Here is a 19,106-nt window from a genome sequence, read left to right as displayed (position 1 = left end):
ACAGATTGCCACTCGCAGAATTGGTGGAATCATTCTGTCTTCACTTTTGGTGTTTACGCATCTGCTGGTGAGTGTTCGGAGGCGAAAGCTGTCTGAGCAAGGCTGTATTTGCTGTCTGATGTGTTGAAGGAACGTCTGTCGAGATGTCTAGATTAGTGCTACGCAAGCGATCGCAATTTCGGAGGCGGCCCACCCCGTCCTTCTGGAACTCCAACGTGCCTCCCTTTGATGAGGCCATCAAGAACCTGTTTGGCCGCAAGACCTCCTGGGGCTGGCTAGCCTGCATTCCCCTGGCTCTGGTTATTGTTGCTACCTGGGGAGTGGCTGCCCACGCTCAAGATGCTCCCCTGACTGCCGAGGATGTTCAGTTCGCCCTGAACAATATCTGGATCACGATCGCCGCCTTCCTGGTGATCTTCATGAATGCCGGTTTCGGCATGCTAGAGACGGGTTTCTGCCGCCAGAAGAATGCTGTCAACGTTCTTTCTAAGAACCTTGTAGTTTTTGCCCTGGCAACCCTAGCCTACTGGTTCATTGGGTTCTCCCTGATGTTCGGAGCCAACGGCAATAGCTTTGTCGGCTGGTCAAACTTCTTCCTGGGCGGAGCTCCTGAGACATACGGCCTTGGTCCCGATGGTCTTAATCTGACCAAAGATACGTTCTTCCTGTTCCAGGTAGCTTTTGCCGGTACTGCTGCCACCATCGTTTCAGGCGCAGTTGCTGAACGGATTAAGTTCGTTGACTTCATCGTTTTCAGCCTGTTGCTGGTGGGCATTGCCTATCCCATCACCGGTCACTGGCTCTGGGGTGGCGGTTGGCTTCTTGACCTCGGCTTCCATGACTTCGCCGGTTCTACCATTGTTCACTCCGTGGGCGGTTGGGCAGCTCTGATGGGTGCTGCTTTCCTCGGTCCTCGGATTGGCAAGTATCAAGACGGTCAAATCAACGCACTGCCCGGCCACAACCTCAGCATTGCCACTCTCGGCTGCTTGATCCTATGGCTCGGCTGGTTTGGCTTTAACCCCGGCTCTCAGCTAGCGGCTGATACTGCCGTTCCCTACATCGCTGTAACTACCAACATTGCAGCTGCAGCGGGTGGCGTTGCCGCGACTGTCACCTCCTGGGCTCTCAATGGCAAGCCCGACCTGTCCATGATCATCAACGGCATCCTGGCCGGACTGGTAGGGGTTACTGCTGGTTGCTTTGTCGTTGGCTATGGTGGTGCTTTCTGGATCGGTCTGATTGCAGGCATTCTGGTTGTCTTCGCTGTCGGCTTCTTCGACAGCATCAAAATTGACGACCCCGTAGGTGCACTCTCGGTTCACCTGGTCTGCGGCATCTGGGGTACTCTGGCTGTTGGTCTATTTGCCAACCCCAACAACTTCACCCAGGGCGGCGAAGGCATTGCCGGACTGCTCTACGGTGGCGGGTTCGGTCAGCTTGGAATCCAGCTTATCGGTGTTCTCACCGTGGGTCTGTTTACCGTAGTAGCATCCACCATTTTCTGGCTGGTGCTGAAGGCAGTGCTGGGCCTGCGAGTTGCTCCTGAAGAGGAGCTCAAGGGGCTAGATATTGGTGAGCACGGCATGGAAGCCTACAGCGGCTTCCTCAAAGACACCAGCGACATGGGCGGCGTGATGTAGCAAGTGTTTTGACGTAGAAACGCGATGCACTGCGGCTCTATCGTCGAGAAATCAGCTTAAGAAATGAACTAGGGGCGCACAACCTGCGCCCCTCTTTTTTGTCCCAGCAGCTTAGGGGAGGGCATGACATGGATTTAGATCTAAACTCAGATATCTCCATGCCCAAACTACTCACTCCGGGGTCGTTTTAGCCGATGATAGATATTGGTTACAAAGCTGCTATTGAAGTAGCCATCACCTGATAGGGTGTTGAAAGCTTTTCAGCAGCACTGCTAAGGTGCTTCTGTGCTTCTCGTGCTTAGCCCCTTGGGCCGTTAATTTAGTCCTCGCTGGTCCCTGACCGTTTCATGAGCAACCCTACTTCCGTTGTGGAAGAATTGCTACAGGCGATTCCCCAGCTCAGACCTCAGCTTTACTTCAAGACCTCCCTGACGGCTTTGTCCCACGCGATGGAGGACCAAGTCCTTGCGGGTACAGAGCCGCCCCTGGTGATCGCCAGCTTTCAGCAGGAGCGGTTTTATCGGCAGGAGTCTAGTCGCTACGCCCGCATCGCCGATGTCACCGACCAGGTTTACGTGCTTTCGGCCAGTGGCACTAGCTTTACCAATCGCTCAGATATCTACGAAACTATTGCCTTTGAGGAAGGGGACGCGCTGGCCCAGGAGTGGCACCTGCTAGTGATGGGGCTGACCTACAGCGCCTGCCTAATTTGTCGTGAGCGATCGCCCATTTCCCTGGTCAATCGCTCTACTGGCACTGCTCTAGAGCAAAACCGTCGATTTGAGGGCATCTGGACTCAAGATCGCTTTGTGAGTCAGCAGGCAGCCTTGAAGCTGCTCAGCCGAATTGAGGTCTATCGCCCTGAACTGGCCGACAAGATTGAGGCAGCCCGCCAGAAGTTTCTGGGTGAAGACCTGGCTCCAGCGCTACTGCTCGACGGCGGTAGCTCAGATCCCTTTGTGCAACGGCTAATTACTTACCTGCAAGCCGGTCAGTATAAGCTGCTTAAGGCTTACAAGGCGATTTCGGCCCAAGAGCAGCGGGAACGGCTGGTCAACTCGATTACCTCTGCGATTCGGCAGTCCCTAGACCCAGAGGAGATTTTTCAAATTACGGTGCGGGAGTTGGGGCAGGCATTAGAGGTTTGCCGCTGCCTGATCTACCCCTACAGCCCTGGAGCTGGGGAAGTGGTAATTCGTAATCAGCACCTCAAGCCCTCAGTACCCTCGCTGATGGATCAGACTTGGCCCCTGACAAACAACCCCCTGTTTGAGTATGTTCAAGACGCTCAGGAGACAGTGTCGATTGAAGATACCCAAGCCCAAGATTCTCCCTATCGGCAGGAGATCGATGCCGTCATGCCGCTGGTAGAGCGGTGGGGCATTCAGTCTTGGATGCTGGTGCCGCTGATCTACCAGAAGCGGCTGCTGGGGATGATTGAGCTGCACCACTGTCAGTCCACCCCCTACCAGTGGACTGAGGATGATAAAGCGCTGGTAGATGCGATCGCAGCCCAGCTCAGCGTCGCCCTGATCCAGGCCGATGCGTATGCCAACCTGCAGGATCTCAACCGCCAGCTCGAAGCGCTAGATCGCACCCGCAGCAATCTCATTGCCATCACTGGCCATGAACTTAGAACCCCCCTCTCGACCATTCAGGTCTGCTTGGAAAGCTTAGCTAGTGAGCCCGATATGCCGCTGGAGCTGCGCCAAGTCATGCTGCAAGCAGCCTTAGAAGATGCCGAACGCATGCGAAAGCTGGTGCAGGATTTCCTCACCCTGTCCCGCCTTGAGAGCGGTCGCATTGAGTGGAACCTAGAATCCTTGGCGCTGCAGGAATGCGTAGACCTGTCTTTGAGTAGCGTTCAGGCCCGCCAAGGCAATACGCCCTGCGCCTCCCTCAAAGTCAAGATCCCCAGCAAAGCGCCTCTAGTGCGAGCCGACGGAGAATGGCTGGTAGAAGTGCTAGTCAAACTCTTGGACAATGCCTGCAAATTTACCGGCCCCGACGACACCATTACCATTGAGGCCCGGCGTTACAACGACCAAATGATGGAGGTCATCGTCACCGACACTGGGCGAGGCATCGAGCCCGATCGGCTAGAGATTGTCTTTGATCGCTTCTACCAGGAGGAGGGAGCCCTGCGCCGAACCACAGGCGGCACAGGGCTGGGTCTGGCCATGTGCCGTCAAATCGTTGAAGGTATTGGTGGGCAAATCTGGGCCACCTCAGCTGGAAAGGATCAGGGCAGCCAGTTTCACTTCACGCTACCGATAGCCCAGGGAGGGCTGGAGCCACCCAGCCGCCCAGCCAGAACTGCCAGCCCTCGAAGCGGATCGCGGCGCTCTGCAAAGGGGCAGAAGTCGGTTTTGCTGGGCGATTGAGAAGGGAGGTAGATGAGTGAGTGGGTGGATGGGTAGATGAGTGGATGGGTGAGGAGCTAGCCGGATCCATACCGGAGGTGTAAATTTCCTCCTGGTTGCTTGGGTTGTTTTAACGAAGAATCAGGGGTTCCAGTCGTGGCCTGCACAAAAAACTGAACGTTCCCAGCCTGTATAAAGAGCAGAAGCTTCCCCATCTCCCCTATCCGCCTTATCTCCCTTACTTATCCACTCGCCTACCCATCCACCCCTTTCCCAGCTAGCGAGTCTGAAGAACTGTTACACTTCCTCACAATCCCGATAAACACGCTATCTCGCGATGATAGGATGCCGAACAAAAGGTTGAGAGATAGCAAATCCATGCCTGAAACTCTAACTGGACAAACTCCTTTTTTTGGTGGTAATACTGGCGGTCTGCTTACCAAAGCTGCCGTCGAAGAAAAATACGCCATCACCTGGACTAGCCCCAAAGAGCAAGTGTTTGAAATGCCTACCGGTGGTTCCGCCATCATGCATGAAGGCGATAACCTGCTGTACTTGGCTCGTAAAGAGCAGTGCATTGCCCTGACCCGGCAGCTGCGCACCAAGTACAAGCCCAGAATGGAGAACTATAAGATCTACCGCATTTTCCCTAGCGGCGAGATCCAGTATCTGCACCCGGCTGACGGCGTTTTCCCCGAAAAGGTGAACGAGGGCCGGAGCGCTGTCAACAGCATCGGTCGCAACATCGGCTCCAATCCCGACCCCGCGATTGTCAAGTTCAGCGGCAAGACCCCTTACGAGGTCTAATGCTGGCGGCTTGATAGACTCATAGATTCATTCCCTTGACTAGAAGGGGCACGGCCATGCCGCGCCCCTTCTGTCATCTCTCCCCTTAAAATAGGAATCATGATTTTTCCAGCCTTTGACCAATTTCAAGCCTGTGCCCAGCAGGGAAACTTTGTGCCGGTTTATCAGGAGTGGGTAGCCGATCTCGATACGCCCGTTTCTGCCTGGTATAAGGTCTGTGCTGGGCAGCCCTACAGCTTTTTGCTGGAGTCAATCGAGGGGGGAGAAACGCTAGGGCGCTATAGCCTGCTGGGCTGTGACCCGCTTTGGGTGTTGGAAAGCTGCGGTGATAAAACTACCCAAACTCACCGGGATGGGTCGGTTGAGCTGTTTTGCGGCAATCCGTTTGATATTCTGTGCCAGTGCCTGGCTCCTTACCGCCCGGTCAAGCTGCCAGAACTGCCAGCAGGCATTGGTGGATTGTTTGGCTTTTGGGGGTATGAGCTAATCCGCTGGATTGAGCCCACAGTAACAGTTCACCCACCGGTTGCTGGAGATTTGCCGGACGGCATCTGGATGCAGGTGGACAGTCTGCTAATTTTTGACCAGGTGCAGCGAAAGGTCTGGGCGGTTGCTTACGCCGACCTACGACAGCCAGGGCTAGACCTGAGGGCAGCTTACGAGGAGGCGTGCGATCGCGTTCGTCAACTGGTTGCCAAGCTGGGTTCACCTCTGCCAGAGAAAAATGCGCTGCTATCCTGGGCATCGCCAGGCAATACTCAAACGGCTCCGCTGCAGTACACTAGCAACCGCAGCCCAGAAGAGTTTTGTGCCAGCGTAGAAAAAGCTAAAGACCACATTCGGGCAGGAGACATTTTTCAGGTCGTCATTTCCCAGCGCCTGTCTACTTCCTATAGCGGCGATCCTTTTGATCTGTACCGCTCCCTGCGGCTGATCAACCCTTCGCCCTACATGGCCTACTTCCACTTCCAAGACTGGCAGATTATTGGCTCCAGTCCAGAGGTCATGGTCAAGGCTACCCACGGGGCAATGCCCGATTCACCTAAGCTAGCAACGGTGCGCCCGATCGCAGGCACCCGACCTCGGGGCAAAACTTCCCAGGAAGATCGGGCCTATGAACAAGACTTGCTGCAAGACCCCAAGGAAATCGCCGAACACGTCATGCTGGTAGACTTGGGCCGCAATGACTTGGGCCGGGTTTGCCTCAGCGGTTCGGTTAAGGTTAATGAGCTGATGGTGATTGAGCGCTACTCCCACGTTATGCACATTGTCAGTAACGTGGTTGGCGAACTGGACCCCGAAAAAACTGCCTGGGAGCTGCTCAAAGCCTGTTTCCCAGCAGGAACCGTCAGCGGTGCCCCCAAAATTCGGGCCATGCAGATTATTCACGATCTAGAGCCCTGTCGCCGGGGGCCTTACTCTGGCGTCTACGGCTACTACGACTTTGAAGGGCAGCTGAATACTGCGATCGCAATTCGCACCATGGTCGTTCGGCAGCAGGCCGATGGCAGCTATCAGGTCAGCGTTCAGGCCGGAGCCGGACTTGTGGCCGACTCTGTTCCCGAAAAGGAGTACCAGGAAACCCTCAACAAAGCCAAGGGAATGCTGGAGGCCATTCGTTGCCTCCAGCCCCCCCTACGGGTTGAGCCCAGCGATTAAAGCGCTGTCCCACCGAGCGGGTATCCCAGGTTTCAAGATGGTTGCCTCGTAGGGAATAACACCAACTCGTTCACTACCCAAACACTGGGCAGCAGCATAGGACAGATCCAGAGACCGCTCTCCCACGTAAGGGCCTCGGTCATTAACCCGCACCACAATACTTCTGCCGTTCGCCCGGTTGTGCACCTTCAGGTACGTCCCAAACGGCAGAGACGGATGTGCTGCGGTCAGCTCATGCTGGTTGAAGATCTCACCTGTGGCGGTTTGGCGACCATGAAAGTAAGGGCCATACCAGGACGCCGTACCTTGAATGCGGCGGTTGGTTTCTCGCAGACCATAGGCAATCATCTGCACATCTACAAGCTCTAATGGGGCTTCCCCAAAGGCAACCCGCAGATTGTTGATCCACTGAGAGGCAACTAAGGCCGGGTTTGCTGCAGTATCTAGCAGCATTGACTGATCCACCACGAACAAAATTTCGCTGTCGTGCCCACCCGCCGCAAAAGAGTTCCCTAAAAGAGGCTTGAGACGGGAAGGTTGCAGGCTTTCTACCTGCAGCAGCCGTCTGAGCTTAGTGGCTATCTGGTACGCCGTTTCAGCCGACTTTACTTCCCCTACTGGGGTGTCGTGGATCCAAATCTGATAGCGCGGTTTTTGAGCGGTCGCGGTAGCTTCACCAATTTCACGCTCCAGCGTTGAAGAGAGGGCTAAACACTGATTGCCTGTTTTGAGAAAGGCAATTTCAGATTCAGCCTCTGCTTTAGAGCTAACTTTGATGACTGAGACGTTGGCCACTGAGTTCCAAATACTCCAGTCGAGCACATCTTCCGAAAGCAGAGGCAGCTGAGAGTTCAGCGCAATTTCTCGCGGATCGGAGGTGTCGGAACTGGGCAATAGGCCCATCGCCAGTTCTCTCTGCTCAAGCAAAGAGGGTGCCCACAGCTCATCTGAAAACTCAGGACTCAGCCAACTTGCAATGTCTTCTAGTAGTCGGGGTAGGGCTGTGAAAATCCCTTGCCCAAACGGCAACGCCCCAGACTGCTGCAGCGGCAGTGACAGAAAAAAGGGTGCGTAGTTAGGAGCTGCTAAAAACCCTAGTGATTCGGGTGGGATAAAAGCTTGTGCGCCCGGTTGAAACCGTGAGCGCTGAATTTCTAGAAGAGAGCCGCTAGTCATTGCCTGAGCTGTAGCGATGTAGGCAACCGAACCAGTTGAAGAAAGTGTATTAGCCGGGTAATCTAACCGAGCCTCTGGCCAAACGATGGTAGAAAGTGCAGCAGTAGAAAGTGCAGCGAAGTCGTTATTTAGAAAGGATGCAACCCAAAAAAGCCCAAGAAAATCCATAGACCTTATGTTGAAAGCAACGCATACAGGAACTGTGGCCAAAACGAACCCTAAAAGATTGGCCGCAAGTAGATCCTCATGCCAGCAGGTGATTGAAAGAGTTTAGAAAGAATCGACCCATTTTCGGAAAATGCCTGTCTTCGAAACTATTTGCAGAAATTCGGTAAGCCCGATGTTTTGCAAATAGCTCAATCAGGTAGAATGCATAAGCCATAGCTTTGTATCTTTGTTAGCAGACAAAAGCAGAATTTCTAATATACGGCTTCGTTACAGATTTGTGATCAGCAGCGCGTTAGTTGACAAAGAGGAGCTTTTGTGGATATTTTTAGCTGCATCCATCTTCTTGCCGCTTAAGCTCCCTGCTTCAAATTTGGTCAAAAGCCCACAGGAAAAGGGGTTTTTAACCGATCCTCAGATTTATTAGAGGCTCTTCACTGCATTGTTTTCCCTCAGATGGAATTCCTAGGCAATACGGGACTGTTTGCAGAACTTATTCACGAGCTTTGTGATCTGTAGCTCTACAAGGGATGTTTGACGCCCTCCAAGCCCGACTGACTGAGCACCTGCAGCAGCTAGTGCGCGATCGCAACCCCTATTTCGCTAGCGAGGGCCACTTCTATGCCCAGCAGTACATCCGCGAAGTCCTGTCTGAGTTTGGCCCGGTTGAGGCTCAGGTCTTCACTGTGCGAAATCAGTCCCACAACAATTGGGTACTCAATATTCCTGGCCGCCACAACAGCCGTCCCCCAATCGTCGTTGGTGCCCACTACGACACGGTGCCCGGTTCCCCTGGTGCCGACGACAATGCCAGCGGGCTAGCCGTTTTATTAGAACTGGCTCGCCACTTCTCAGCCCATGCACCCCGGTCTCCCCTACATCTAGTCGCCTTTGATCTGGAAGAGTATGGACTGGTCGGAAGCCGGGCCTATGCTGCCAGCCTAAAGCAGCAGGGCACTCGCCTGCGGCTGATGCTCTCGCTGGAAATGCTGGGCTACTGCAACCCTCTTCCCGGCAGCCAAAAGTACCCAGCAAAGTTTCTAGAAGCTATCTACCCCAACCGGGGCGACTTTATTGCCTTAATTGGCCCTTGGCAGATAGTGCCCGACCTAATGCGGCTACAGCGCTCTTTTCGCAAAGCAGGAGCACCGTGTCAATGGCTGCCGATGATTCGCCAAGGCAAAATTTTGCCCGATACTCGCCGCAGCGACCATGCCCCCTTTTGGGATTTGGGCTACCCAGCAGTAATGGTGACCGACACAGCAGATCTGAGAAGCCCGCACTACCACCAGAGTAGCGATCGCATCGAAACCCTCGACCTAGACTTCCTCACCCGCGTCTGCCAAGGGCTAATCCTGAGCCTAGAGCGCCTATAAACACCCAAAAACCGTATACCCTACAACCTTCACCTATCAAAGCCCTAATTCCCGCTCCAGCACCGCCCACTCCTCATCAGTGAACAGCCGCGAACAGGTAATAAAGCGCCACCCATCTGGCCCTTCTAACGCTGGGAGAGTTCCTGCCCAAATGCAGCAAAGAAAAATTTTAGCTCTTGAAATTCACTTCACAAATCAGCGTCAGAAAACTAAGCAGGAATTAATTTTGAGGGTTCACTTGAGGCTTGGCAAGTTGTTCAACCGCATTGGTCAGCCGCTCGATCGCTTGCGTCTGTCTCTCGATCTGTTGGGTCTGCTGATGCAGTTCCTCTAGCTGGCCGCTCTCAGAGATGGCGTTGCTAGTATGCGGCGTTAGCACCTCACAGCCCGACAGGAACATGCAAATCACCACCACGAGCATTAGCAAAAAGCGCATTTCAAGCCTCTTGATCACTATTCCAAGCCCACCTACGCCTGATAGCTGGGCCTTGAGCCCTTCAACCTTACTAACCGCTCGTGCAACTTGTCACTGTCTCAGGTAACACTTCAGCCACCTCACTTTTCCCAAGGAGAGACAGTAGCCTAGACGTCCTCAGGATTAATTTCCAGGTTCCGCACTGCGGCTAAACGCTCTGTCCGCTGCTGTTCAGTCTTAGCCACTTCTTTAGGCGTTTGCAACATTGCCCCATTTAGGCACTTAATATACTTCTATGTCGCTCCTCAAAGGGCAGCTATTTCGCTTCCATCCAGTTTGGCCCAGCGTGGGCTTCCACCTTCAGTGGCACCTTTAGGTCAACTGCTGACTCCATCGTCGAGGCAATCTGGGTTCGCAGATCGTCCCATTCCTCGGGGGGCACTTCAAATACCAGTTCGTCGTGCACCTGCAGCAGCAGACGGGTTTGGTAGCCCTGCAACAAATCATGCAGCCGAATCATGGCAATCTTGATAATGTCGGCACTAGATCCTTGAATGGGAGCATTCGCCGCTGCTCGTAAAGATCCCGCATCGAAACCGTTGGGACTGATTCGCTCGAGGTCAATCTCTTTGGGATTTTGGCCCTTCAGATCGCGCAGGGAATTACTGGTGAAGTTGAAGTAGCGGCGGCGGCCTTTGATAGTTTTGACGAAGCCATTTGCGATCGCTTCTCGCTGCATCTGCTGCAAATACTCAAATACTTTGGGATAGCGCTCGTAGTAGCGATCGATAAAGGTCTTGGCATCGGTGCGGCTGACCCCAGCTTCTCGGGCGAACCGAGACGCGCCCATGCCATAGATCACGCCGAAGTTGATTACCTTACCCATACGGCGTTCTTCTGATGAAATATTCTCCTTCTCGAACAAGAGGCGAGCCGTTAGGGCGTGGACATCTTCGTTGTTGTTGTAAGTTTCAACCAGCACCGGCTCCCCCGTCAGGTGGGCCAAAATCCGCAGCTCAATCTGAGAATAGTCAGCAGAAACCAGCAGCCAGCCTGGTTCGGGTACAAAACCGGCCCGGATCTTGCGGCTAAAGGCTGTGCGAATAGGAATATTCTGCAGGTTGGGATTGGAGGAAGACAGCCGCCCGGTCGCCGTAACCGCCTGGTTAAAGTCGGTGTGAATGCGCTGGGAGTCATCTCGTATTAGAGCGGGCAGGGCATCAACATAGGTCGATTTGAGCTTGGATAAGGTGCGGTGCTCCACGACCAGATCTACGACTGGGTGATCGCCCTGGAGCTTCTCTAGCACTGCGGCATCTGTGGAGTAGCCGGTCTTGGTCTTGCGAGACTTGCGCCGGTCTAGCTTGAGCTTGTCAAACAGCAGTTCACTGAGCTGCTTGGGTGAGCCTAGGTTAAATTTCTCGCCTGCGGCAGCGTAGGCCTGAGTCTCAAGGCTAGCCAGATCTTTTTCTAACTGCTGGGAAAAATTCGCCAGATAAGCCGGATCAATCCGGACTCCGTGGTACTCCATCTCTGCCAGCACCGGCTCTAGCGGCAGCTCAATCTCCCGAAAAAGTGGCTCCAACCCTTCAATTTCGACCAAGTCTGCTTTGAGCTTGGGCACCAGATGATAGGTAACGTGAACATCGCCACCGCAGTAGTGAGCAACCTTTTCAATCGCAATATCGGCAATGTTTTTGCCTTTGGGCACCAGGTCTTCGTAGGACTGGGCCGCCATATTGAGGTAGCGCAAAGTCAAATCGGTCAGGTTGTGGCTGCCGTCAGGGTTGAGCACGTAGCTAGCCAGCATCGTATCAAAGACCACGCCTTTGAGATGAATGCCATGAACCCTCAGCACCAGCCGATCGTACTTGGCATTTTGCAGCGCTTTGGGATAATCTGCGCTCTCTAAGATGGGACGCAGAGCTTCTAAAACAGTGTCTAGCGGCAGCATGGTGCCCGAAGCATGACCGACTGGAATGTAGGCTAGGTCCTCAGGCCCCATGCCCCAACAGCAGCCGATACCGACCAGCTTGGCGTCTAGAGGGTCTAAGGCAGTAGTTTCGGTATCCCAAGAAACAGGTCGATCTAGGTCAGTTTGGGCCGAGAGAATGTCTAGCAGTTCGTAGAGTTGGGGTTCTGTCGTGATGATTTTGGGTGCGATCGCAACCGACTGCACCGCCTGAGCCTGATCAGTGTCCTCCGCCGAAAAGAAATCCAGATCATCCCCCGCAAAAGTGGTTAGGCTTGGGGCTCTGGGATTTTCAGCCGCTACCGCTGTGACCTGCCGATTGAGCTCTTCCGATACTTCCCCCCCAAAGGCTAGCTGCAGCTTGTTCAAGCGACTGACAAACCTTTGAAATTCCAACCGCTTCAGGGCCGGAATGACCACCTCCGGATCAAAGCCCTTGAGCCTGCAGTCTTCTAGCGGTACTGACAGCGGCACATCCGTCACAATCCGGGCCATGAACTGGGAATGGTAAGCAATCTCCTTACCTTCCTCCAGCTTTTTCTTCACTGCGCCCTTAATCTCCTCGAGGGCAGCGTAGATCCCGTCAAGAGAACCGTAGTCGTGCAGCAGCTTGCAAGCCGTCTTTGCCCCAATGCCCTTCACTCCAGGAATATTGTCCGAGGAGTCGCCGCACAGAGCCTTGTAGTCCACCACCTGCTCTGGAGCAATGCCCAACTTGTCCTGAACCGCCTGGGAATTAAATTCCTTAGTCAAGGTGTTAGTTGGCCCTTTAGCAAAGGCGCTGCCCAAATGCAGGATCGTTACCTCTCCAGCTGGGTCAACTAGCTGAAACAGATCCTGATCACCGCTGAGGATCTTCACCCGCATCCCTTGAGCCCGAGCCTGGGTTGCTAAGGTACCAATCACATCATCGGCTTCAAACCCCTCAGCTGTGAAAATTTTGAGGCCAAAGTCCCGCAGCAGCTGCTTCAGATTACGAATATCCTCTACAAAGCCCTCTGGCGCATCCGGTCGGCCCTCTTTGTAGGTCACATCAGCCTGATGCCGAAATGTAGGCACATCCAGGTCAAAAGCCACCGCAGCGTACTGAGGCTTTTCCACCTCCATCATGTCCAACAGCGACTTAAGAAAGCCGTAGCTAACACTGGTCGGAATGCCGGTAGAAGTCCGTAGCCCACCATCAGGTCCCTTGGCAAAGGCAAAGTGCGACCGAAAGGCCAGAGAATGACCATCCACAAGCATCAGAGTGGGTTTGTCTGCTTCAGAAACCTTCGCTGCCACGGTAGTTCATCCAAAATTTTGCCGCTTAGAACATTGTAAATGGCATTAGGAAGGCAGAAGGTAGAGGGCAGAAGGGATGCCCTTTGCCCTCCGTTCCTACCCTCCGTCTTCTGCGCTTCACCGTAAAAAGAATCCATTAGAGAGATGCCAACCCCAAATAGCCCAGTCAAAATGAAATTAACGATTGGGGCGCATTCTCCCTAAGACGCTACAGAACAGGGACGTACAGCAAGTAAAGAATTAAAAAAAATCGGCCTCTACAGAAGCCGATTTCGATAAATTAAATATTCACGTTGTTCTCTCAAGCTGGAGGAAACCGCACCAAATTCTGATACGGTGACGGGTTTCTCAGGCCCATCTTTTCTCCAGCTCTCATTGTATCTTCTAGTACAGAAATTCTGTGATATAAGTTCGCAGAATTGTCACTTGAATTTGATAATTCAAGCTGATGAGCAAATGTACTTAATCACTCTGCCTTAAGCTATTTTACACGGAAGCGGGTTCACGACTGCTTTGCAGATCTTGCTGAACCTGAATTCGCTGCGGCTGGCCCCAAAGCACAGTCTCATGCTTGTAAATCACCATGCCAGGTCGGGCTCCTTTGGGCTTATAGACATGCCGGGGTTGAGTATAGATGACGGAGACCTGATCGGCCTGTCGAGCCCGGCTGTAAAAGGCGGCCAAATCGGCCACATACTGCAAGTCCTCGTCGCTCACGGCTTGGCCTGCATCCAGCCGCAGCAGCACATGGCTCCCTGGAATTTCCTGAGTGTGAAACCAGAGGTCATAGTCGCCTGCCACCCGAGAGATTAGCAGGTCGTTTTGGCGGTTGTTGCGGCCCACCAGCACCTCCAAATCACTGGGCGTACGCACGCGATAGAAACTGCTGTCGTCGGTTTGACGCGCTGCGGGCCGGTAGTCAGGGGCTTCGAGATAGCCCTGTTGAATCAGTTCTTCACGAATATCTGCGATCGCATCCAAATCTACCGCTTTCTCGTATTGCGGAATTTGGGTTAGGGCCGCCTCCACCTGCTCTAAGTAAGCAATCTCAGAGCGAACTTCGGCAATCAAGGGTTCTACTGCATCTCGCGCTCGCTTGAGCTTCTGGTGTTTTTTGTAGAGCGCCTGGGCGTTTTGCACCGCATTCTTTTCTGGGTCCAAGGGAATACTGACGGGTTCGCCAGTATCAAAATCCTCCAGCGCCATTGCCTGCATGCCTGGCTGCCACTGATAAGAGTAGGCCATCAGCAAATCTGCTTGTTGCCGGTAGTGGTCTGCCTGATCGGACTGGTCTAGACGTGTCTGAAAGGTAGCCTCTTTTTGTCGCAGCTTTTTCAGCAGGTTACGCAGTCTTTGGTTGAGCTGATTCGAGACCTGACCAAAAACCTGCAGGTTCAGTTCATGCGTGTAGTAGTCGTTCAGCAGGGTCTGTACATCATCCGCTGCTGCCGTCGCGCCCCAGCCCATCACCGTATAGCCAGTCTCCGTCCAGCCGGGCTCAAACTGATCTGCCTCTAGCCGGGTCAACCACGTCTGCCAAAGGGCAAAGAGCCGGTTCCACTCAGCTTGAGACAGCGATGTGGTGGACGCATCTGGATCTAGGTGAGCTGCTACCAGGAGCGATCGCACTAGGGCAGTGCTCAATCCGCCATACGACTTCAGCAGCATTTTCTGCAGCGGCCCAGGAATCAGGCTAACCCGCTCCTGCCAGCGTTCCTGAGATTCCTTTAGGCTAGGCAACGGGCCAGCGATGGCGGGAGGCCGCTCGTAAGCATCTCCTGTCGCGACAGGGCGCACGCTCGACTGCTGTTCGCTCACTTGGTGAGCCACTGTCACAATCTGGTTACGCGCGTTGGTGAGAAACAAATTGCTGTACTTGCCCATCACCTCCATGTACAAATGCCACTCCGGCTCATCCCCAGGGCGGCGGGCAAACTGAAAATCCAGAGCTCGCTCCCACGGTGCAATTGTCTCAATCGACACTAAAGCCAAGCCATTAATTTGATGCTTCAACTGTTGGCTGAGCGTGAAAGTATCGGGCGTGCGCGGCGGCGCTTCTCCCATGTGAATTCGAGCGGCCTGGGGGTGCCAAGAAAGGGTTAGCCAACCCCGTTTGTCCAAAGTTCTTAGCGCTAGGCAGAGGGTGTTGCGATCTCGTTGGTATACCTGCTCACACCGAGCCGGTATCCAATGTTTGCGCAAGTCACAACAGACTGCGGCCAGAGTAGTGAAGTCGACTGGTTGCACAGGTCATCCCCCATAAGAGTTATTTCCGGTTTAATCGGGCGCTACAGCGTCTAAATCAAAGACTGTTTGCATTAATGCCCGCTAACCTTTAGCCGAGGCGATTTAAAAGCTTACTAAGATGATTTATGCCCGAAAACAGAGATCAGGTATTTTTTTTTTCGTTACCATTGTTCTACGCGTATGTGCATAAGCGTCAACTCGGTTCAACATTCTCTCTTTTCATTATGGACATTAAGCTAATCAACATTGGCTTTGGCAACATCGTTTCAGCGAACCGGGTGATTGCCATCGTCAGCCCGGAATCTGCTCCTATTAAACGCATCATCTCCGATGCTCGCGAACGAGGACAGCTGGTAGACGCAACCTATGGTCGCCGCACCCGTGCCGTCATTATTACTGACTCTGGCCACGTCATTTTGTCTGCCATTCAGCCTGAAACGGTCGCCCACCGATTCGTTTCTAATAAAGAAGTCGATGCCAAAGTCTAAAGCCTGCTGGTTTAAATCAGCGCTAATCCACCGTCTACAATAAATGTAGCTCCGCTGTTGAACTTGGAAGGTTGCGATCGCAATGCCTGCGCCCCGTCCTGCATCTATTGATAAGCTAGTCGATCGCTTTCAGCGGGTCTCCGACCCTAAACGTCGATACGAACAGCTCCTCTGGTTTGCCAAAAAGTTAGAAAGATTTCCTGAAGCCGAAAAAACGCCTGAAAACAAAGTGCCAGGTTGTGTGTCCCAAGTCTATGTAATTGCCAGTCTAGAAGATGGCAAAATTCACTATCAAGGCGACTCCGACGCTCAGATTACCAAGGGTTTAGTTGCCCTGCTCATTCAGGGGCTAAGCGGGCTCACCCCAAGCGAAATTATCAGCCTCTCCCCCGATTTCATTAAAGATACTCAGCTAGACGTCAGCCTCACCCCCTCACGCGCCAACGGCTTCTACAACATCTTTAAAGCCATGCAGAAGAAAGCAACGGCTTTTCTGAGTGAGTCTCCATCCCAACTGTCCGCTGCTGATTCTGAGTCATAGCAACTTCCAAAGACTAATCAAAATCTGTCGGTAAATTGGGATCCCGGTAATAGTCAAATAACCGTGAAATCTGACTAGGCACAACCCGGTACAAAGAAAGATCAGGAATTTCATCTTCCCTAAAAAATCCAATCTGCTGAATCTCGTAGCTCTCTGTAGGAGCACCGCTGAGGAGCTCACAAAGAAAGATCAGCTTATAGACGTGATACGGCTCCGGTAAGTGGCCGTGACGAGGGTGGTCCCGGTCGTAAACAGCAGCAACCTTCACCGCTTTTGTTTCAAAACCTGACTCTTCTAAAATTTCCCGCACCACCGCCTGACTTGGAGATTCGCCCACATCTGCCCACCCCCCTGGCAGCGTCCAAAACCCATCTGTTCGCTGCTGCACCAGCAAAATTTGCCCATCCCTAAAGACTGCCCCACGAACATCGACCTTAGGCGTAGCATGCCATTTCTCCCTTTGAAACAGGTCCAAAATGGCGGCCATATCTAAGTCAGTGTAGGTTGCCATAATTTCTGCAGCAATCTGCTGTAGCTGCTCATAGCGCTCCACGTCATAAGGATGATTTTGGTAAGTCAGCCCGTTTTGGGAGATAGCTTGAAGCTGCTGTGCCCACTTTAACCACTGATGGCTCATAGCACTCTCTGAGTTCTGCTGTTAACCTAAACCGGATAGACACTGTCTAGCTTAAGCAAGGTATGCAGCAAAACATTAGCACCTTGAGCACACTGCTCCGGCGAAGTATACTCCGCCTCAGAATGACTGATACCAGCCTGGCTAGGCACAAAAATCATGCCCATGTCAGTAATGCGCCCCATCTCCAAAGCATCATGTCCGGCTCTGCTCGGCAAACAGCAGCAGCTCAGGCCTAAATCTCGACAAACCTCCTCGATCGTCGACTGAATACTGGAGGCCGACGGGGAAGGCTCAACCCACAGCAAAGAAGCCGTTTCAGCCTGAACACGATGAGCAGATGCGATCGCCCTTACCTCCTGATCCAACTGAGCAACCATCTGGTCCAAACAGTCCTTCGACAAGTCCCGCATATCTACTGATAGAGTTACCCGCCCCGGCACGATATTAACCGCATTAGGCAGTACCTCCAGGCGACCCACAGTCGCCACCGGTTCACCCGGCATTCGCTCTGCCAGCGCCCGAACCGCCAACACAATCTCTGCCGCCGCCACCAAAGCATCCTGACGCATATCCATCGGCGTCGTACCCGCGTGGTTAGCTTCACCCAAAAGCGTAATTGCCAGGCGGCGAATCCCTACCACCCCCTGTACCACCCCAACATTGCTCCGTTGACGCTCCAGCACAGCCCCCTGCTCCACGTGCAGTTCAACAAAAGCAGCCATATCCATCCGGGAGCGGCGAGCCGTCTTCAGCTCATCCCAATTTCCTCCAATCCGCTCCAAACAGTCTTCAATAGGCACATCTACCGTCGTTTTAAACTGTTTTGGGTCGCTCAAATCAAGGGTTCCAGCGATCGCCTGACAGCCGATCATCGTGTTCTCCTCATCCGTGAACACAATCACCTCAATAGGATGCTGCAGCCGCACCTGATTCTGCTGCAGCGTTTCTACCACTTCAATGCCAGCTAACACTCCTAGTACCCCGTCAAAACAGCCGCCAGAGGGAACAGTATCAATATGAGAACCCGTCGCCAATGCAGGTACTTGGCCTAGCGTCCCTTCATAGCGACCAATCAAGTTACCTGCAGCGTCTGCCCGCACAGTCATGCCAGCTGCTACCATCCACTGCTGCACCTGATAGCGCGCCTGCAAATCCTCAGGGGTAAACGCCAACCGTCGAATACTTCCAGAGGCAGTTCGCCCAATTTTTGCAAGGCGAGCAATGCGTTCATTCAAGCGATCCCCATTGATGGCTAACTTTGTCAGGGTTGCCGCCATAGTTTTACAGTTCCTACTAAACACTATGTATTTCGTATGCAGTCTATAAAGGTGAATAAGCCAAGATTGTTTTAGAGAGCACGGTTGGGAAAAAAGCTACTTCACATCTCAAATCTCGCGCTGAGAGGCTTCAATTTCCCGAGTAACTCTTTCCTTACTAGCAACAAGATGACTCTTGATTGCTGTAATAACTCCTGTGGAATTGCGGCTTGCAATAGCCTCGAAAATCTGTCGATGCTCTAAACGAATATCAAGCACCCCTGGATTAAGACGCAGTGTTTGAATTCGCAGCAGTGCCATTGCATCAAACAGCTGATCTAATAAAGAAACCAGCCGCCGGTTACTAGAACTCTCAGCAATCAAGTGATGAAATTGGTAGTCTAAATCCAGTAGCTGCAGAAAATCTAGCTCCACAGAGCGCTTCTGCCCAATGTCCTCAGCTTGAGTCACAAAAGACTCCAACTGCTTAATCTGAGAAAGCGTCGCATGTTGACAGGCCCCTACAACAGCAACCTGCTCCAGTGCGAGACGACAATCGTATAACTCGGCTGCATCCTCCGCAGATATTGTGGTTACCCGCAGCCCACCATTAGTATCTGCCTTCACTAACCCATCCTGCTGTAGCTGCCGCAAAGCTTCTCTTAAAGGCGTTCGGCTCACCTGCAGCCAGTCTGCCAGTTGGGTCTCTACTAAACGACCCCCAGGGGACAACTCACCACTCAAGATACTGGTTCGCAGAGCCTTGTAGACCTGCTCATAAAGAGATTTACTGCGTCGGATAGCCGGTTGGGAAGACAGGATCACAAGCCAGACACCAAGATCGATAGGTTGCTTACAGCTACTCTAACTCGCCTGGCAACTTGTATTCGGTATACACAACACTCATCTACAGAAGCTGTTCAAAGCAAAAGCCCTCATCCATTGAAGGAAGAGGGCTTTTGGAATGTAGACCAGGCATCGAGCTATTTTGACAAGGGGCAACCCCCTCACTATTTTCGCCGCTGCTGCGTTTCACGTTCCGAGTTCGAGATGGAGTCGGTGTGGGTCCACAGCGCCATT

At 53.1% G+C, this 19,106-nt stretch carries 14 protein-coding genes; 7 read left to right on the top strand and 7 right to left on the bottom strand.

Annotation, left to right across the window (positions count from 1 at the left end; translation table 11 throughout):
* Nucleotides 1-143: 143 nt before the first annotated feature.
* From H6G13_RS14105 to H6G13_RS14090, 4 genes are all read left to right on the top strand, one after another.
* Entirely contained in the window at nt 144-1,643 is a 1,500-nt protein-coding gene (locus H6G13_RS14105; RefSeq protein ID WP_190483868.1) for an ammonium transporter, read from the top strand.
* Nucleotides 1,644-1,990: 347 nt separating this feature from the next.
* The gene (locus tag H6G13_RS14100; RefSeq protein ID WP_190483867.1) at nt 1,991-4,027 is read left to right on the top strand and encodes a DICT sensory domain-containing protein; all 2,037 of its coding nucleotides are present in this window, start codon (nt 1,991-1,993) and stop codon (nt 4,025-4,027) included.
* A gap of 357 nt (nt 4,028-4,384) precedes the next feature.
* A complete protein-coding gene (locus tag H6G13_RS14095) occupies nt 4,385-4,813 on the top strand; it encodes a photosystem I reaction center subunit II PsaD (protein WP_190483866.1) in 429 nt (142 codons plus the stop codon).
* Between the two features lie 99 nt (nt 4,814-4,912).
* Nucleotides 4,913-6,472, top strand: a complete 1,560-nt coding sequence (locus tag H6G13_RS14090) for an anthranilate synthase component I family protein (protein ID WP_190483865.1) — start codon at nt 4,913-4,915, stop codon at nt 6,470-6,472.
* Here H6G13_RS14090 and H6G13_RS14085 read toward each other — a convergent pair.
* Nucleotides 6,449-7,648: a septal ring lytic transglycosylase RlpA family protein gene (locus tag H6G13_RS14085; RefSeq protein ID WP_242028317.1), complete on the bottom strand. Its 1,200-nt coding sequence runs from the start codon at nt 7,646-7,648 to the stop codon at nt 6,449-6,451. The genes H6G13_RS14090 and H6G13_RS14085 overlap by 24 nt on opposite strands.
* A 695-nt stretch (nt 7,649-8,343) precedes the next feature.
* Between H6G13_RS14085 and H6G13_RS14080 the strand changes: the two genes are divergently transcribed.
* On the top strand, nt 8,344-9,189 hold the full coding sequence (locus tag H6G13_RS14080; RefSeq protein ID WP_190483864.1) for a M28 family peptidase: 846 nt from the start codon (nt 8,344-8,346) through the stop codon (nt 9,187-9,189).
* A 220-nt stretch (nt 9,190-9,409) separates the two neighbouring features.
* On the opposite strand, the gene H6G13_RS14075 is transcribed toward H6G13_RS14080, so the two are convergent.
* The 3 genes from H6G13_RS14075 to H6G13_RS14065 all read right to left on the bottom strand — a co-directional run bounded on the left by H6G13_RS14075 (nt 9,410) and on the right by H6G13_RS14065 (nt 15,104).
* Entirely contained in the window at nt 9,410-9,625 is a 216-nt protein-coding gene (locus H6G13_RS14075) for a hypothetical protein (protein WP_190483863.1), read from the bottom strand.
* 295 nt (nt 9,626-9,920) lie between these two features.
* Nucleotides 9,921-12,818 carry a DNA polymerase I gene (gene polA / locus H6G13_RS14070; RefSeq protein ID WP_190483969.1) on the bottom strand — a complete coding sequence of 966 codons (2,898 nt, stop codon included), beginning with the start codon at nt 12,816-12,818 and terminating at the stop codon, nt 9,921-9,923.
* 525 nt (nt 12,819-13,343) lie between these two features.
* On the bottom strand, nt 13,344-15,104 hold the full coding sequence (locus H6G13_RS14065; RefSeq protein ID WP_190483862.1) for an NFACT RNA binding domain-containing protein: 1,761 nt from the start codon (nt 15,102-15,104) through the stop codon (nt 13,344-13,346).
* 224 nt (nt 15,105-15,328) lie between these two features.
* On the opposite strand from H6G13_RS14065, the gene H6G13_RS14060 reads away from it, so the two are divergent.
* Both H6G13_RS14060 and H6G13_RS14055 read left to right on the top strand, forming a co-directional pair.
* Nucleotides 15,329-15,592: a DUF370 domain-containing protein gene (locus tag H6G13_RS14060; RefSeq protein ID WP_190483861.1), complete on the top strand. Its 264-nt coding sequence runs from the start codon at nt 15,329-15,331 to the stop codon at nt 15,590-15,592.
* 82 nt (nt 15,593-15,674) lie between these two features.
* The gene (locus tag H6G13_RS14055) at nt 15,675-16,133 is read left to right on the top strand and encodes a SufE family protein (RefSeq protein WP_190483860.1); all 459 of its coding nucleotides are present in this window, start codon (nt 15,675-15,677) and stop codon (nt 16,131-16,133) included.
* A gap of 13 nt (nt 16,134-16,146) precedes the next feature.
* On the opposite strand, the gene H6G13_RS14050 is transcribed toward H6G13_RS14055, so the two are convergent.
* From H6G13_RS14050 to H6G13_RS14040, 3 genes are all read right to left on the bottom strand, one after another.
* Nucleotides 16,147-16,770, bottom strand: a complete 624-nt coding sequence (locus H6G13_RS14050; protein WP_190483859.1) for an NUDIX hydrolase — start codon at nt 16,768-16,770, stop codon at nt 16,147-16,149.
* Nucleotides 16,771-16,796: 26 nt separating this feature from the next.
* A complete protein-coding gene (locus H6G13_RS14045) occupies nt 16,797-18,047 on the bottom strand; it encodes a Zn-dependent hydrolase (RefSeq protein WP_190483858.1) in 1,251 nt (416 codons plus the stop codon).
* Between the two features lie 108 nt (nt 18,048-18,155).
* Nucleotides 18,156-18,851, bottom strand: coding sequence for an FCD domain-containing protein (locus H6G13_RS14040; RefSeq protein WP_190483857.1), 696 nt, complete (start codon nt 18,849-18,851; stop codon nt 18,156-18,158).
* Nucleotides 18,852-19,106: the final 255 nt, after the last annotated feature.

The sequence above is a fragment of the Pseudanabaena sp. FACHB-2040 genome (assembly GCF_014696715.1).
In the GTDB taxonomy this organism is placed as follows: domain Bacteria; phylum Cyanobacteriota; class Cyanobacteriia; order Phormidesmidales; family Phormidesmidaceae; genus JACVSF01.
Note: the sequence above shows the minus strand (reverse complement) of the source record. Positions and strands in the feature narration are given on the sequence as shown.

What these genes read in the sequence shown, in the direction of transcription:
- H6G13_RS14105 (WP_190483868.1), top strand. Translation starts at nt 144, where the DNA reads ATGTCTAGATTAGTGCTACGCAAGCGATCGCAATTTCGGAGGCGGCCC.
- H6G13_RS14100 (WP_190483867.1), top strand. Translation starts at nt 1,991, where the DNA reads ATGAGCAACCCTACTTCCGTTGTGGAAGAATTGCTACAGGCGATTCCC.
- H6G13_RS14095 (WP_190483866.1), top strand. Translation starts at nt 4,385, where the DNA reads ATGCCTGAAACTCTAACTGGACAAACTCCTTTTTTTGGTGGTAATACT.
- H6G13_RS14090 (WP_190483865.1), top strand. Translation starts at nt 4,913, where the DNA reads ATGATTTTTCCAGCCTTTGACCAATTTCAAGCCTGTGCCCAGCAGGGA.
- H6G13_RS14085 (WP_242028317.1), bottom strand. Translation starts at nt 7,648, where the DNA reads ATGACTAGCGGCTCTCTTCTAGAAATTCAGCGCTCACGGTTTCAACCG.
- H6G13_RS14080 (WP_190483864.1), top strand. Translation starts at nt 8,344, where the DNA reads ATGTTTGACGCCCTCCAAGCCCGACTGACTGAGCACCTGCAGCAGCTA.
- H6G13_RS14075 (WP_190483863.1), bottom strand. Translation starts at nt 9,625, where the DNA reads ATGCGCTTTTTGCTAATGCTCGTGGTGGTGATTTGCATGTTCCTGTCG.
- polA (WP_190483969.1), bottom strand. Translation starts at nt 12,818, where the DNA reads ATGCTTGTGGATGGTCATTCTCTGGCCTTTCGGTCGCACTTTGCCTTT.
- H6G13_RS14060 (WP_190483861.1), top strand. Translation starts at nt 15,329, where the DNA reads ATGGACATTAAGCTAATCAACATTGGCTTTGGCAACATCGTTTCAGCG.
- H6G13_RS14055 (WP_190483860.1), top strand. Translation starts at nt 15,675, where the DNA reads ATGCCTGCGCCCCGTCCTGCATCTATTGATAAGCTAGTCGATCGCTTT.
- H6G13_RS14050 (WP_190483859.1), bottom strand. Translation starts at nt 16,770, where the DNA reads ATGAGCCATCAGTGGTTAAAGTGGGCACAGCAGCTTCAAGCTATCTCC.
- H6G13_RS14045 (WP_190483858.1), bottom strand. Translation starts at nt 18,047, where the DNA reads ATGGCGGCAACCCTGACAAAGTTAGCCATCAATGGGGATCGCTTGAAT.